Here is a 14,639-nt window from a genome sequence, read left to right on the forward strand (position 1 = left end):
GCACCGACCACGGCTCCGAACTCGGCACCCGACGCGTCAGCGTGGCGGCGAGGCCTCCTCCAGTGAACGTCCGTGGGCACGGATCATGTCAGAGACGGCGACGCCGAGCAGGACCGCGACAGCTGCTGCGGCGACCCCGAGGGGTGGTAGGCCGACCATGATCGGCGCCAGGGCCGCGAGGACGAGGATCCCGATCGACCGTGGCCGGGACACCCGGGCGAAGGCCACGTACTCGAACACTGAGCGCCCAGCGAGGTAGAGCGCAGGCCCACCGAGGATGGCCCCGACCCAGGCGGGTTTGGCGCCTTCGGATGGATCCATGAGGACGAGTTCGGAGCCGGCTGAGCTCGCGAGGATGCCGGACACCATGAGCAGGTGTGCGAACTCGGCCAACCGGCCGAGCCGGCCGGGGTCGGTGGATGCCGCGATGGCCTCGCCCAGGATTTGGCCGGCTCGGTAGAAGTAGATCCGCCACAGCAACACCGTGGTGAGGAACGACAAGGTGAGGGCCATCGTTCGTTGCGCCACGATCGGACCGCGGAGAAGACTCGACCCGGAGGTCAGGATCGTCTCACCGAGCGCGACAATGACAAGCTGCCAGTAGCGTTCGGCGAGGTGCTCGCCCGCGACGGCCCACGGGGACACCCGTGAGCGACCCAGCCCCGGCACCGGCCAGCCAAGTCTGGCCCCCAGGTAGTCGATCGCCAGAGCCACCGTCCACAGCGAATTGCGCGTCACCTCGGATGCGAGAGCTCCGGCGAGCCACGGCACGGCCGACACGACGAACCAGACGAGCGCCAGCATGTTGACGCGGCGCAGATTGTGACCACGCACGATGCCTACGAAGAAAAGGGTTCGGCCCACCTGAATCGCGACATAGGTGCTCGCGAAGAGCAGGCCCGTCTCGGCGAGGGCCCCCGAAATCGCGACCGCCAGGAGCAGGCTCCCGTACATCGTCGCAAGGACAACGAACTGGATCGGTGGCTGAAACGGATCGAATCTGCTGGTCACCCATGCCGTCTGGGTCCAGATCCACCAGAGGGCCAAAAGCAGCAGCAGAGTCTCGCCGTTCTCCGCAAGGGAGGTGGTCAACCTGTCCGCGACGTGACCCCTGGTGTAGTCCAAGACCAACTCGTGCACGATCCGGGTGAGCGCGAAGACGTACACGAGATCGAAGAACAGTTCCAGGAACGTCGGCCGCTGCGGGCTCTCCCGCCTGCGCAGCAGATTGGCCACTCTGCTGCTCGTCACCCGGCCCGCCCGCTTCGTCGGCTTGTCGCTCAAGCAGTCGTACCACGTCGCCGCGCCTCCCACAGATAAGACGCACCACGATGACCGAAGAGGCTGACGACCGACGAGGGCTGCCAACGCGCCAGCACCGTCCCTCTCCCGAAAAGCCGACGACCGACTGACCGACGTGCTATGCGGTCCTCACGCACGGCGTGCCGAATCGCGGAGGGGGTTCGTGAGCAGGTCAGCACCTGTATCGGGCCTTCCCAACGTTGGTGCGGGCTGTTCGGTCGGCCGGCGGTGCAGGATCTTGACCCATGGTTCGTCGTCTTCGGCCGGGCGGTCGGTGCGGCGCTGCTGGCGTACGCGTACCTGAAGATCACCGGTGCGGCGCGACCCACCCGCGGACAGTGGCGGCGGCTCTCGATCGTCACGCTCGGCGTCGTCGTCGGCTTCCCACTGTTCACGTCGCTCGCGCTCACCACGCAGACCTCCGCCCACGGCGCGGTCGTCATCACCGTGCTGCCCGCCATGACGGCCGTCTTCGCGGTGCTGCGGTCGAACGAGCGCCCACCACCGCTGTTCTGGATCGCCAGCATCGCCGGGCTGCTGGCGGTGTTCATCCAGCTCGCTCAGCCGGTACTCACCCTGATCTGGTCAGCGCTGCTGCTCGACGAGACCGTCACACCGGCCTCGATCGCGGCGGCGGTGGTGGTGCTGGCCTGCGTCCTGCTGATCCAGCGCACCCGGGCCAACGTCCAGGTGACCATCCCCGCGTCGGCGACTCACCCCGGCCGCTGACCGTTACGGCCTTGATCCAGGCGGAGGAAGCACGACAGCAGTTGCCTGAACTCGTGCGGGTGCTCGATCGCCGGCACGTGCCCGCATCGGCCGAGCACGTGCAGACGGACATCGGGCAGGTGTTCGAGCAGGGGCTGGGCTGCCGTCCCGAGCGGGGTGACCCGGTCCTCGGCGCCGTGAACGAGCAGCACGGGCGCGCGCACCGCTGCCAGCGTTTGCGCCGAGAGGGTGAGCTCGTCGACCCATCGGGCCCTGGGTGGAGGGAACAACGACGCGAATGCGGCCTCCCCCGCTCGCATCGCCGCCGCACGGGCATCGACGGCCGAATCGGTCACGAGCGCCTGGTCGAGGACGAGGCGACTCAGCATGTCTCGTGCCCCGAGCGGGCCGGCGGGGGCGGCCCAGACCGCGTCGAGCTCGGCGGACAGCGGCGCCCCGGGGGCGCCCATCGTCGAGACCGCCACGACACGGGTGACCTGCTGGGGGCGCGCGGCCGCCAGCGCCAGCGCCACGGCACCGCCCATGGAGTGACCCACCACGGCGTAGTACTCGATACCGAGGGCATCCATCAGGCCCGCGGCCTGCTCCGTCCACAGCCGAAGCCCACCCCTGGAGCCCGCCGGGACAGGTGTACGGCCGAACCCCGCCTGGTCAGGAGCCACCAGGTGCCAGGACGTGCCCAGCGCCTGCGCTGTCGCTGCCCAGGCGCCGGACCCGGTCGTGCCGGGTCCGGAGCCGTGCAGCATCAGCACCGTGGGCCCGGTGCCGCTCTCTAGGAGGTGGACGGGGGAGCCGTCGACTGTGACGGTCCGAAGTGCCGTCACCGGGGCAGGCCGGGTGCGCTCATGCCGATGCGGGGTTGACGGCCTTCGAAAAGACCTCCATCATCGCCCTGCCGAATTGCGGCATGTCGGGCCAGCCCCGGCAGGAGACGAGGTTGCCGTCCACGACGTCGGGAGCGTCGATGACCGTCGCGCCCGCGTTCTCCATGTCACCGGTGATGGGCGGGAAGCACGCCGTCTTTCGACCCTTCAGCAGCCCGTACACCGCTGGTACCTGCGCGCCGTGGCACACCAGCGCGATGGGGAGGTTGCGCGCGAAGAAGTGCTCGGTGATGCGCCTGACGTCGGCGTCGACCCGGATCCACTCGGGGGCACGTCCCCCGGGAATGATGAGGGCGTCATAGCGCTCGACGTCGACCTCGGCCCAGGGGACGTCGACCGGCAGCTTCCGGCCGTCCTTCTCCACGTAGGCGTCGGAGTTGGGGTCGAACTCGTGGATGACCAGTTGCACGTCACGCATCGTCCGTGACGACACGTCAACGTCCCAGCCGCCCTCCTGCACGCGATAGTAGGGATACATGGTGTCGAGTTCCTCGGCGGCGTCGCCGGTCAGGAGCAGCGCTCTGGGCACCTGCTTCTCCTCGCATCTGGGGGCGCGTGAGGTGGATCCAATCCGATCTGATCCGGTTGCGTTAGCATTCCTCGACCCCGCCCGCCCGTCAAGCCTCTACCGCCATTCCGTCCGCGTCCTTGACCTCTTCGAACAATCGCCGGAAACGCTCGCCGGACCGCAGGATGTGCCGACGCATCGCGTAGGCGGCGGCGTCGGGGTCACGCGCGGCGATCGCGGCCACAATGTCCTCGTGCTCGGCCATGGCCAGGTGAGTGACCTGGGTGTCGTGGTGAAGCCGGAAGAGGTGCACGTGGCTGTGCAGGCGAGCGAGCGTTTCACGGATGACCTGGTTCTCCGCGCTCAGGGCGACGAGATCGTGAAAAGCGGCGTCGCGCAGCCCGAAGGCGCCATAGGCCGTGGGACCGTTTCCCCCCTCCAACTCCGCCATCTCCTCCAGCATTCGTCGCAGACCGGCCACCTGCTCCGAGGATGCGCGTTCGGCGGATCTGCGCGCCGCTGCCGGCTCGAGGAGCAGGCGGACCTCGAGCATGTCCTCGAATCGGTGACGGGTGATCTGGGGGGGAATGCGGTAGCCGGCGTGGGGCACACGCACGACCAGGCCCTCGGCCTCCATGCGGTTCAGAGCGTCTCGGATCGGCGTCTGCGAGACCCCCAGCTCTCGCGCCAGGACGTCGATCGTGACGCGGGAGCCGGGCTCGATCCGTAGCGACATCAGCTGTCCGAGCAGCGTGTCGTACACCTCGTCGGCAAGCCGGCCGCCAGATCTTCCCGGCGGCATTCCGCCCGTCACGGCCCTACGGCCCCGCGCGATCATCGCTTCGTCGTCCATCGTGACGTGAGGTCCTTTCTTGCGTCTTCGGGAACCTGTTGACATCAGTCACAACGCTGCGGGATGCTGACGCCCCCACAGGATCGTATAGGAAAAGTGCCGGATGCTAGCCATCCTGCACCGTCGCGGAACTGCCCGCCAGCGCTCCACTTCCTTCACCTGGAGCTCACATGAGCATGCTCGACGTCCTGCTCGGTTCGTCACCGGGCCGCAGCTGGACCGAAGGACGTCTCGACGGCATGAAGGCCAGGCACATCGCGGCGTACTCGTGACGCCGGTTCGCGGGTCGGCCCCCGCAGCAGCCCGGCGACACGCCTGAACAAACCAGCAACTGCTCGACGAAGCACATAGCGAGGCTCTAGAAGTCCCCACTCAGAAAGCAGGCAAGAAGATGCGGTATCCAAAGCGAATAGGACGAACATCTGGTTCCGGTCGAAAGGTGCAGCTGGCGACGGCTGCCATGCTGCTGATGGCCACGACCGTTGCGGCTTGCGGCGATGGCAAGGACGACGGCGCGAAGGCGAGCGCCCCCAAGGCACCGGCGACCATCCCGGAGCTCACCAAGGACCCGCTGACCCTCAGCTTCATCTGGTTCGAATGGCCCCCCGCCCAGGCACTGGAAGCCTTCGCGAACGCGGAGTACAAGAAGGAGCGGCCGAACGCGACCATCAAGGTCAACACCGTGCCGAACGCGAACTGGCACGACGCGATGTTCACCCAGTTCGCCGCGCACAAGACCGACTTCGACATCGCGGTCCTGGACTCGCAACACATCGGCGAGGCCGTGACGAACGGCAACATCCTCGACATCACCGACTTCGTCAAGAACAACATCGACGTCACGGCCTACAACCCGTACCTCCTGGCGGCCTACGGCCAGTTCCCCCAGGCGGAGACCGGCAAGCGCGACGAGAGCGCCAGCCTGTACGGACTGCCGCTGCTCGGCGACACCTGGACGATGATCTACCGCAAGGACCTGATCGGCGACAAGCCGCCGCAGACCTGGGACCAGATGATCGCAGCCGCCGAGAAGTGCCAGGCGGACAACCCCGGCGTCAGCGGTCTGGCTTTCCACCAGGCCAACGGCTCCGACGCCGCGGCCGTAACCTACAACACGGTCAACGGCGTCTACGGCGGCAACCTCTGGGACTCCAAGACGCGCAAGATCGAGGGTGTCATCAACGACACCGCCGGCCAGGAGGCGATGGACGTCCTGGTCAACAAGATGAAGCCGCTGACCGCCAAGGGCTCCGGCAACTGGTTCATCGACGAGGTGAACGCGGCGGTCGCCCAGGGCAAGGCATGCATCGCGTTCAACTGGATCGCCGCGAGCGGCGGCCTGCTTGATCCGAAGCAGTCGACGCTCGGCACCACGCGGGAGCAGATCCTCGACAAGTTGGGTTTTGCCACCCTGCCGAGCCAGAAGACGAACCTGGTCCCTCTCGGCGGTATGGGGATGCACGTGTCTGCCTACTCCTCCAAGGCGAACCAGGCCGAGGCCCTGAACTTCATGAAGTGGTTCGAGCGCGCTGATGTCCAGAAGAAGTGGGCCGCCGCTGGTGGCGTGCCATCGCGTACGGACGCCCTGGAGTCGCCCGAGTTCCTCAACGCCGGGCCGTTCAACCAGGTGTACACCGACTCGGTTCCGCGGATGCGGGACATGTGGAACGTGCCCGAGTACGCACGCCTCGTCGACATTGAGAACACCAACGTGAACGCGGCACTCAACGGCGCGAAGAAGCCGAAGGATGCGCTCGACGACATCGCCAAGGAGCAGCAGAGCGTGCTCGACTCGAGCAGCCGCAAGGGCGGCGGCGGACTGTGAGTGACGCCGTCCCTCTGACGACCGATCACCCCGGGCAGGTGGCGTCGCAGACGCCACCTGCACCGGGTCGGTCCCGCCGGTTGAGCGACCGCTGGCTCGCCGTGACCTTCATCTCCCCCGCGATGCTGCTGTTGCTCGCCATGTCGGTGTTCCCGTTGCTGTGGGCGTTGTACCTGTCTTTCACCGACTACTCGGCCACCCGCGGGGGGCCCGCCCATTTCATCGGGTTCGGGAACTACACCGCCATCCTGACGTCGGCGCAGGTCCACACGAGGGCCCTGACGACGTTGATCTACGTGGTCGGCGCGGTCGGCCTGCAGACCGTGCTCGGATTCGGCATCGCCTACCTGATCTCACGGCGCACGCACGGGCGAGGAGTGCTGACCACCCTGTTCCTGGTTCCGATGATGCTGTCGCCGGTCGTGGTCGGGCTGTTCTGGCGATTCATGCTCGACGCGCAATTCGGCGTGGTCAACAGCATGCTCGGCTCCGTCGGCCTGGGACAGGTGGAGTGGCTCACCCGGCAGCGAACGGCATTGGTCTCCCTGATCGTGGTCGACACCTGGCAATGGACGCCGTTCATCATGCTCATCGCACTTGCGGGCCTTACCGCGGTCCCCAAGTACCTGTACGAGGCCGCGTCGATCGACCGGGCGTCGGAGTGGTTCCGGTTCCGCACCATCACTCTGCCGCTGGTATGGCCGCTGCTCCTCATCGCCGTGTTGTTCAGGGCCATCGAGGCCTTCCGGCTGTTCGACCTCGTCTACATCCTCACCAACGGAGGACCGGGCGTCTCCACCGAGACATTGTCGTTCCACGTCTACAAGGTCGCGTTCCTGGGCTTCAACACCGGAACCGCCTCGGCGTACGGGATCCTCATGGTCCTCGTCGTCATCGTCCTCACGCAGCTCTACCTGCGCTACCTGAACAAGCTCAAGGAGGGCTGATGGCCGTCTCCGTCGACGACGCCGTGTCCACCGGCCCGGCCCGGGATCACACGCCCCCCGCGCGCCGCCTTGGCGGCCGGGGCCGCTCGGTGCTGGAGGTCGCGCTGCTGACCGTGTTGGCCGTCGTGATGCTCTTTCCAGTGCTGTGGATGATCGAGACGTCCATCAAGGAAAACCGGGACGTCTACGCCATCCCCGCCGAGTTCTTCGGCTTCACGGTCACCATGGACCACTTCAAGGACGTGTTCGTCGCGCCCGGCGGCGGTCGCTCGGCCTTGTCCGTCGCGTTCCTCAACTCCGTCGTGGTCGCCGGGGTCTCCACGGTGCTGGCCACCGTGCTGGGGGTCCCGGCGGCCTGGGCCTACTCACGCTTCGCCGTGAAGGCCAAGAAGGACCAACTGTTCTTCATCCTGTCCACCCGTTTCATGCCGCCCGTGGTGGTCGTGATCCCGATCTTCCTCATGTACCGCCAAGTTGGACTCATCGACAGCAAGCTCGGCCTGATCCTCATCTACGCCGCGTTCAACGTCCCGTTCACGATCTGGATGATGAAGGGGTTCGTCGACGAGGTGCCCGCGGAGTACGAGGATGCCGCCATGCTCGACGGCTACACCCGATTGCAGGCGTTTCGGAAATTCACCCTTCCCCTGCTCGTGCCCGGCATCGCCGCTACGGCGGTCTTCGCGCTCATCTTCTCGTGGAACGAGTTCGTGTTCGCCACCTTCCTCACCTCCAGCGACAGCGTCCGGACGGCCCCACCCGCCATCGCCGGCCTCATCGGCGGCACCACCACGGACTGGGGTCTCGTGGCCGCCGCCTCCATGGTGTTCGCCCTACCGGTGCTCGTCTTCGCGTACCTGGTGCGCAAGCACCTCATCGCCGGTGTGACGCTCGGGGCGGTGCGACGCTGATGGCGGGCATCGAGGTAACCGCCCTGCACAAGCGCTACCCGGACGGGACGGTCGCAGTTGACCACGTGGACCTGTCCATCGGCCACGGCGAGCTGTTCGTGATGCTCGGCCCCTCGGGTTGCGGCAAGACGACCACGCTGCGGGCCATCGCCGGCCTGGAGAGGCAGACTGCGGGCGACATCCGCATCGGCGACACGCTGGTCAACGACCTGCCGCCCGCCGAGCGCGACATCGCCATGGTGTTCCAGTTCTACGCGCTCTACCCGCACCTGCGAACCCGCGACAACCTGGCGTTCCCACTGCGGGCCGAGGGGCTGCCCAAGCAGGAGGTGCACGCGCGGGTCGACGAGGCCGCCCGGCTGATGCGGCTTGGTCCGCTCCTGGACCGGCGACCGCGCCAGCTGTCCGGCGGGGAGCAGCAGCGCGTCGCGCTTGCTCGCGCTTTGGTTCGGCGACCGCGCGCATTCCTCATGGACGAACCGCTCACCAACCTGGACGCGGAGCTGAGGGCGGACATGCGCACGGAGATCAAGCACCTGCAGGGAGAGCTGGGGGCGACGATGGTCTACGTCACCCACGACCAGGTCGAGGCGATGTCGCTCGGTCACCGAATCGCCATCCTCAACAAGGGCCGCGTCGAGCAGATCGGCACGCCGCTGGAGGTCTACGACCGTCCCGCGAGTCTTTTCTGCGCCGCGTTCATCGGCTCCCCGCCGATGAACCTGATCGAGGTGGAGGTGGCCGACGGGAAGCTGCGCAGTCAGGGCGGACTGGTCCTCACGCCACCGCCAGGCCTGTCGCGCGACCGTAGCCTGGTCGCCGGCGTCCGGCCGGAGGCGCTGGAAGTCACCGAATCCGGGGCGGAAGGCTCGATCCCGGCCCGGGTGGTCTCGGCAGAGTGGCTGGGCGACGAAATCATCTACGTGGTCGACCACAGCGGCCAGCGCGACGTGCGGGTTCGGATGCCACCGACTGTCCGTTTCGCCGCTGACGCAACGGTCGGGCTGCGGCACACCGGCGGGACCCCGGCGGTCTACGACGTGAGCACGGAAGAGCTGGTGGCCTGATGGGAACCGTGGCAGCGCACGGGCTGTGCAAGTCCTTCGGCAAAGTCCAGGCCCTGGACGGGGTGACGCTGGACGTGCCGGACGGCTCGTTCTTCGTCGTGCTCGGGCCCTCCGGGGCAGGCAAGACGACGACCCTGCGAGCGATCGCCGGCCTGGACAAGCTTGACGCCGGGTCGGTGCATCTGGACGGCAGGGACGCGACCGGTGACACCCCGGCCGAACGCGACCTGGCCATGGTCTTCCAGAGCTACGCCCTCTACCCGCGACACACGGTGTACGACAACATCGCTTCGCCGCTGCGGGCACGCCGCCGTTCTTCGAGTGAGATCGCGGCTGCCGTCGAGCAGATGTCGAGCCTGCTGCACATCGAACGTCTGCTGCAGCGTCGTCCCGCGCAGTTGTCGGGCGGTGAGATGCAGCGTGTCGCCCTGGCCCGGGCGCTGGTCCGTCGCCCGCGCGCGTTTCTCATGGACGAGCCGCTGACGAACCTCGACCTCAAGCTCCGCGTCGAGATGCGCACCGAGCTCACCCGCATCCACCGGAGCCTCGGCGCAACCTTCGTCTACGTCACCAACGACCAGGTCGAGGCCCTGTCCATGGCCGACCAGGTCGCGGTCCTCAAGGAGGGGAAGGTGCAACAGGTCGGAACGCCGACCGAGGTGTACGAGCGTCCAGCCAACAAGTGGGTCGCCGGATTCGTCGGGAGCCCGCCGATCAGCCTGCTCCCCTGCCACGCCGAGGGAGATCGTCTGGTCGGTGCGGGAGGCTGGACGCTGCCGCGGCCCCGCTGGACCACGGCTGAGGACGGTCGTGCGCTGCTGCTGGGCTTGCGCGCGGAGGACCTGTCCGTCGAGCAGCGTGGGAACGCGTCGTTGTCGGGGGAGCTCTACGGGCTCGAGCCGCTCGGTGACCGAACGGTGGTCGACGTCCGAGTGGGGACGGAGATCCTCAAGGTCAAGGCACGACCCACCGTCACCGGTACGCCGGGCGAGCGGCTGCTTGTCACGGTCGACCTGGACCGTGCGCACCTGTTCGACGCGGGCACCGGGCTGTCGCTGTCCGAGGCCGGGCGGTAACCGCGCCGGGCGGCGACGGCACCATGCGCCCGCACGCGGCAATCGGCCCTCGGCGGACCGTCACCAGTGAGCACGGCCCGACGACGCTGAGACAGCCGTGGCCCGAGAAGGCGATCGGTGGCACGGGCCATCGCCTGCAGACAGGGACAAGGCCACATTCGACCCGCTCGGCAACCTCGCCCCCGACGAGGGCGGGTGACCCGTCCGGCTATGCGCACAGCGCGATCGCTGAGGCACCCCGCCGGACAGCACCAAGAAGATCACGGAGGCGACGCAATGAGTGACCCGATGACAGTCCTGGCCCCCGAGCACCGGCGGCTCCGGATCGGCGACGCCTGGCGCGACGCCGCAAGCGGAGCCACCTTTGCCGTCGAGGACCCGGCCACCGGCAAGACCATCGCCGAGGTGGCGGACGCCGACGTCGTTGACGGGCTCGCCGCTCTGGACGCGGCGAGCAAGGCGATGGCGGAGTGGGCGGCGACCCCGCCGCGGAAACGGTCAGAGTTGTTGACCGCGACGTACCGGGCACTGACCGACCGATCCGAGGACGTCGCCCGGCTGATAACGCTCGAGATGGGCAAGCCGCTCGCCGAAGCTCGGGCAGAGGTGGCCTACGGCGCCGAGTTCTTCCGTTGGTTCGCCGAGGAGGCGGTGCGCGTCGAGGGGCGCTACAGCACCGCTCCCGCAGGTGGATATCGCATCCTCACCGTGCCGAAGCCGGTCGGACCGTGCGTCTTCGTGACGCCCTGGAACTTTCCGTTGGCCATGGGCGCCCGCAAGATCGCTCCGGCGCTGGCCGCGGGCTGCACGACGATCACCAAGCCAGCAGGCCAGACGCCACTCACCATGCTGCTCCTGGCCCGCATCATGGAGGAGGTCGGCGTTCCCCCGGGCGTCGTCAACGTGGTGACCACCAAGCGTTCCGGCACGGTCGTCTCGGCACTGCTGGCCGACAGGCGGACCCGCAAGCTCTCGTTCACCGGGTCCACCGAGGTCGGGCGCGTGCTGCTCCGACAGGCCGCGGACAACGTGCTGCGTACGTCCATGGAACTGGGCGGCAACGCGGCCCTGATCGTGTGTGCGGACGCTGACCTGGACGTCGCGCTCGACGGTGCCATGGTGGCCAAGATGCGCAACATCGGGGAGTCCTGCATCGCGGCCAACCGGATCTACGTCGAGGAGCCGGTGCGCGAGGAGTTCACGGCGCGCTTCGCCGAGCGGATGGGCGCGCTTTCGGTGGGCCATGGTCTCGACGACGGCGTGGACGTCGGGGCGTTGATCGACGAGGCCTCGGTCACCAACATCGAAGAACTTGTCGCCGACGCGGTCGATCGCGGCGCCCGGGTCTTGGTGGGCGGCGAGCGTCCGGATGGGCCGGGCCACTTCTACCCGCCTACGGTCCTCGTCGACGTGCCCGACGATGCGCGGATGCTGGAAACGGAGATCTTCGGCCCGGTGGCGCCGATCATCTCGTTCACGTCCGACGACGAGGTGATGGCGAAGGCCAACGACACCGAGCACGGCCTGGTCGGATACATCTTCACCCGTGACCTCCAGCGGGCACTCCGGTTCACCGAAGGGCTGGAAACGGGGATGCTCGGCATCAACCGTGGTCTGATATCGGACCCGTCAGCTCCGTTCGGAGGCGTGAAGCAGTCCGGAATCGGCAAGGAGGGGTCGCACGAGGGCATCCTCGAGTACCTCGACCTCACCTACGCGGCGATCGACCTACCGTGACGGGCCTGCTGCTCCGGCCGCCCGCCGAAAATCACCGGGCCCTGCGCACACACGACCTGACCGGCCTCCACCCGGCGGACAGGGACCCGGGCCAGCACATCGCCGCCGACGTTCCGGAGAGGCACTGACATGCTTGAGACCGTCCGCGGACCACGCCAGCTGATAGTGGGCGAAGGGGTCGCGCAGAACATCCCACGAGTGGTGGCCGAGAGTGGCTCGCGAGTCCTCATCGTGACCGACCAGGTTCTTCTGGGGCAGCCGGGCGTGGCCGAGATCGTGGCCGCCGTACGGGAGAAGGTCAAGGTCGTCGAGGTGTTTGCCGACGCGACTCCAGACGTGCCACTCGCCGATGTCGCCCTGGCCGTCTCGGTCGCCGCCGAGGTGGACGCCGACGTGATCCTCGCAATCGGGGGTGGCACGGTGATCGACCTCGCCAAAATCGTCGGCGTCATCCGACGCCACGGTGGGACGCCACGCGACTTCTACGGCGAGTCGAAGGTGCCGGGGCCGACGATGCCTCTCGTCGCGGTCCCGACGACGTCAGGCACCGGCTCCGAGCTCACACCCGTCTCGGTGTTGACCGACCCGGACCGCGAGCTGAAGGTGGGGGTCTCCAGCGTCCACATCGTGCCCGACTTCGCCATCGTCGACCCCGAACTCACCTACACCTGCCCTGCGACCGTCACCGCCCACTCCGGCATCGACGCGTTTTGTCACGCGGTGGAGAGCTACACCGCGCGACCCCGGGCCCACGGACCACGCGACCCGGTGGAGCAGGTGTTCCTCGGCCGCAACCCGATCACCGACCACTACGCACTCCGTGCCGCGGAGCGGATCGCCCGTAGCTTGCGTCGTGCGGTCAGGGACGGAGGCGACACGGACGCGCGCGCGGACATGTCCTATGGGTCCATGCTCGCCGGGCTGGCATTTTCCCACGCGGGCAACGCGGCCCCGCACGCTCTCCAGTACCCCATCGGCGCAGCCACGCACACGCCGCACGGCCTGGGCGTCGGGCTGCTACTGCCCTACGCACTGGACGCGGCCAGGGATGCCATCGGCGACCGGTTGGCCATCCTCGCCGGGGTGTGCGGGCTCGACGTGACCGACGCCTCGGAGGCCGAGGCCGCAGATACATTCCTCACCTGGCTCGACGGGCTCCTTGCCGACATCGGCATCCCTCCCACCTTGGCGGACATCGGCGTGGCACGCGCGGACCTCCCGCGCTTCGCGGAGATGGCCAGTGGCGTCACCCGCTTAATCCAGAACCATCCAGGCCCGACCGACACCGCCAGCCTGACCGCGATCCTCGAAGCGGCCTGGACCGGGGACCGGACCCGACACCTCCTGACTCCGAGCAGAGGCAGTGACCGGCCTTTCACATGACGACGAGTTCCCTACGCCAACCGGGGTGTCGGAATGGTCGGCTACGCCATCGCGTCCGACGTCGCAGCCCTCCTCGGCAACTGCCCGACAGTGTGGCGGCGGACTTATCGGTGAGAGCCGCTCGTACCGATCCGAAGCTGCCACTGGCACGGCAGGATGCTGCACCGACTCTCACCTGCGGCAACATCGAGCCGCAGGCGGGGGTGGGTGCAGTTGGGCCCCGTTCGATGCCGTTGGACGCAGTTCAAGGCCGTTCAGGGCACCCTGTTGCTCCCCACCTGCTCCCCCGATCCCCGGCTCGTGACTAGGCTGCGGCCGCCGACCGGCGGACGCATTAACCTCGGAGGCCAGCCTGCCCAACGTGCGGCGCCGGTACCGCACGTCACTGACCCAGGGATGGCAGCACCGTTCGAGCCGGGCCAGGCTCCGGGGAGCCCGCTCATCGTGAGCGGGCTCCCGAAACGGCTCAACCGGGGCCTAACACTTCAGCTGCAATCGCCCGGACCGCGGCAGATCAGGTCTGATCGAGCTGTGCCTGTCTCCAGCTGGGCGTTACCGCCGGTAGCGCGCGCTCGGCGGCAGATGGAAGCGGGCTCCTTCGACTTCGCAGCCAGTCCGACAGGGCCTGGCGTCCCGGAGCCGGGTCTGCGTCGGTGCGTCGCCTACAGCAGGGCGCCGCCGGTAACGTCGATCCACTGGCCGGTTATCCAGCGGCTGTCGTTCGAGGCGAGGAAGGCAACCGTGTCGGCGACGTCCTCCGGGGTGCCGATCCGACCCATCGGCGACAGCGATGCCAGCCAGGTCAACGCCTCGCCGACGAGTCTTCCCTGGTGCATGTCGGTGTCGATGACGCCGGGAGCCACGGTGTTGACCGTGATGCCCCGCAGCCCCAGCTGCTTGCCCAGTGTCGCGGTCAGCACGTCCATGGCGCTTTTTGACATGGCGTAGGAAATCGATCGCGACATCGATGAGCCGTGGGTCAGCATCGTGGAGATGTTGATGATCCGACCGCCGTCGCGCAGCCGGCGCAGGCCGTGCTGGGTGACGAAGAACGGCGCGGTGGTGTTGACCGCGATGAGGCGGGCGAACGTTGCCCGGCCCACGTCCTGGATCTCCGCCTGGTCGCCCAGGATCCCGGCGTTGTTCACCAGGATGTCGAGGCTGTCGGCGTTGGCGTCGAAGTTGGCCCACAGCGTCTCGGCGTCGCCGTCCACACCGAACTCGGCATGAACGGTGAAGGCGTTCCCGCCGGCCGCCTCGATCGCCGCGACGGTCTGCGTGGCCGCCGCCTCGTTGCTGCCGTAGTGCACCGCGACGCGGGCGCCGTCGCGACCCAGCCGGGTCGCGATCGCCCGGCCGATGCCTCGGCTGCCGCCGGTCACCAGGGCCGTCTTTCCGGTAAGTGTGGTCATGTCTG

General features: G+C 68.0%; 13 protein-coding genes. 8 read left to right on the top strand and 5 right to left on the bottom strand.

Translation table 11 applies throughout. The annotated features are described in order from the left end of the window. Positions 1-36 precede the first annotated feature (36 nt). Positions 37-1,368: a low temperature requirement protein A gene (locus tag JOD64_RS03635; RefSeq protein WP_239559383.1), complete on the bottom strand. Its 1,332-nt coding sequence runs from the start codon at positions 1,366-1,368 to the stop codon at positions 37-39. A 144-nt stretch (positions 1,369-1,512) separates the two neighbouring features. Between JOD64_RS03635 and JOD64_RS03640 the strand changes: the two genes are divergently transcribed. Then, complete coding sequence (locus tag JOD64_RS03640; RefSeq protein WP_239559932.1) at positions 1,513-2,031, top strand: EamA family transporter; 519 nt, start codon at positions 1,513-1,515, stop codon at positions 2,029-2,031. Here JOD64_RS03640 and JOD64_RS03645 read toward each other — a convergent pair. The 3 genes from JOD64_RS03645 to JOD64_RS03655 form a co-directional block, all read right to left on the bottom strand. After that, positions 2,016-2,855, bottom strand: coding sequence for an alpha/beta fold hydrolase (locus JOD64_RS03645; protein WP_204940904.1), 840 nt, complete (start codon positions 2,853-2,855; stop codon positions 2,016-2,018). The genes JOD64_RS03640 and JOD64_RS03645 overlap by 16 nt on opposite strands. A gap of 19 nt (positions 2,856-2,874) precedes the next feature. Next, positions 2,875-3,444: a DJ-1/PfpI family protein gene (locus JOD64_RS03650; protein ID WP_204940905.1), complete on the bottom strand. Its 570-nt coding sequence runs from the start codon at positions 3,442-3,444 to the stop codon at positions 2,875-2,877. 88 nt (positions 3,445-3,532) lie between these two features. Next, entirely contained in the window at positions 3,533-4,276 is a 744-nt protein-coding gene (locus JOD64_RS03655; protein ID WP_239559384.1) for a GntR family transcriptional regulator, read from the bottom strand. A 439-nt stretch (positions 4,277-4,715) separates the two neighbouring features. On the opposite strand from JOD64_RS03655, the gene JOD64_RS03660 reads away from it, so the two are divergent. From JOD64_RS03660 to JOD64_RS03690, 7 genes are all read left to right on the top strand, one after another. Further along, a complete protein-coding gene (locus tag JOD64_RS03660) occupies positions 4,716-6,101 on the top strand; it encodes an extracellular solute-binding protein (protein WP_307813213.1) in 1,386 nt (461 codons plus the stop codon). Between the two features lie 80 nt (positions 6,102-6,181). Beyond that, positions 6,182-7,048 (top strand): carbohydrate ABC transporter permease, encoded by an 867-nt coding sequence (locus JOD64_RS03665; RefSeq protein WP_239559385.1) that lies wholly within the window; start codon positions 6,182-6,184, stop codon positions 7,046-7,048. Further along, the gene (locus tag JOD64_RS03670) at positions 7,048-7,959 is read left to right on the top strand and encodes a carbohydrate ABC transporter permease (protein ID WP_204940909.1); all 912 of its coding nucleotides are present in this window, start codon (positions 7,048-7,050) and stop codon (positions 7,957-7,959) included. Before JOD64_RS03665 ends, JOD64_RS03670 begins: the two co-directional genes overlap by 1 nt. After that, positions 7,959-9,026 carry an ABC transporter ATP-binding protein gene (locus JOD64_RS03675; RefSeq protein ID WP_204940910.1) on the top strand — a complete coding sequence of 356 codons (1,068 nt, stop codon included), beginning with the start codon at positions 7,959-7,961 and terminating at the stop codon, positions 9,024-9,026. The genes JOD64_RS03670 and JOD64_RS03675 overlap by 1 nt, the downstream gene beginning before the upstream one ends. Next, complete coding sequence (locus tag JOD64_RS03680; RefSeq protein ID WP_204940911.1) at positions 9,026-10,102, top strand: ABC transporter ATP-binding protein; 1,077 nt, start codon at positions 9,026-9,028, stop codon at positions 10,100-10,102. Before JOD64_RS03675 ends, JOD64_RS03680 begins: the two co-directional genes overlap by 1 nt. Before the next feature lie 276 nt (positions 10,103-10,378). After that, a complete protein-coding gene (locus JOD64_RS03685; RefSeq protein ID WP_204940912.1) occupies positions 10,379-11,839 on the top strand; it encodes an NAD-dependent succinate-semialdehyde dehydrogenase in 1,461 nt (486 codons plus the stop codon). A gap of 129 nt (positions 11,840-11,968) precedes the next feature. Continuing rightward, positions 11,969-13,222, top strand: a complete 1,254-nt coding sequence (locus JOD64_RS03690) for an iron-containing alcohol dehydrogenase (RefSeq protein ID WP_204940913.1) — start codon at positions 11,969-11,971, stop codon at positions 13,220-13,222. Between the two features lie 662 nt (positions 13,223-13,884). On the opposite strand, the gene JOD64_RS03695 is transcribed toward JOD64_RS03690, so the two are convergent. Continuing rightward, positions 13,885-14,634, bottom strand: coding sequence for an SDR family oxidoreductase (locus tag JOD64_RS03695; RefSeq protein WP_204940914.1), 750 nt, complete (start codon positions 14,632-14,634; stop codon positions 13,885-13,887). Positions 14,635-14,639: the final 5 nt, after the last annotated feature.

Origin of the sequence: Micromonospora luteifusca, from assembly GCF_016907275.1 — a bacterium.
GTDB classification, from domain to species: Bacteria; Actinomycetota; Actinomycetes; order Mycobacteriales; family Micromonosporaceae; genus Micromonospora; species Micromonospora luteifusca.

What these genes read in the sequence shown, in the direction of transcription:
- JOD64_RS03675 (WP_204940910.1), top strand. Translation starts at nt 7,959, where the DNA reads ATGGCGGGCATCGAGGTAACCGCCCTGCACAAGCGCTACCCGGACGGG.
- JOD64_RS03685 (WP_204940912.1), top strand. Translation starts at nt 10,379, where the DNA reads ATGAGTGACCCGATGACAGTCCTGGCCCCCGAGCACCGGCGGCTCCGG.
- JOD64_RS03695 (WP_204940914.1), bottom strand. Translation starts at nt 14,634, where the DNA reads ATGACCACACTTACCGGAAAGACGGCCCTGGTGACCGGCGGCAGCCGA.
- JOD64_RS03655 (WP_239559384.1), bottom strand. Translation starts at nt 4,276, where the DNA reads ATGGACGACGAAGCGATGATCGCGCGGGGCCGTAGGGCCGTGACGGGC.
- JOD64_RS03670 (WP_204940909.1), top strand. Translation starts at nt 7,048, where the DNA reads ATGGCCGTCTCCGTCGACGACGCCGTGTCCACCGGCCCGGCCCGGGAT.
- JOD64_RS03690 (WP_204940913.1), top strand. Translation starts at nt 11,969, where the DNA reads ATGCTTGAGACCGTCCGCGGACCACGCCAGCTGATAGTGGGCGAAGGG.
- JOD64_RS03680 (WP_204940911.1), top strand. Translation starts at nt 9,026, where the DNA reads ATGGGAACCGTGGCAGCGCACGGGCTGTGCAAGTCCTTCGGCAAAGTC.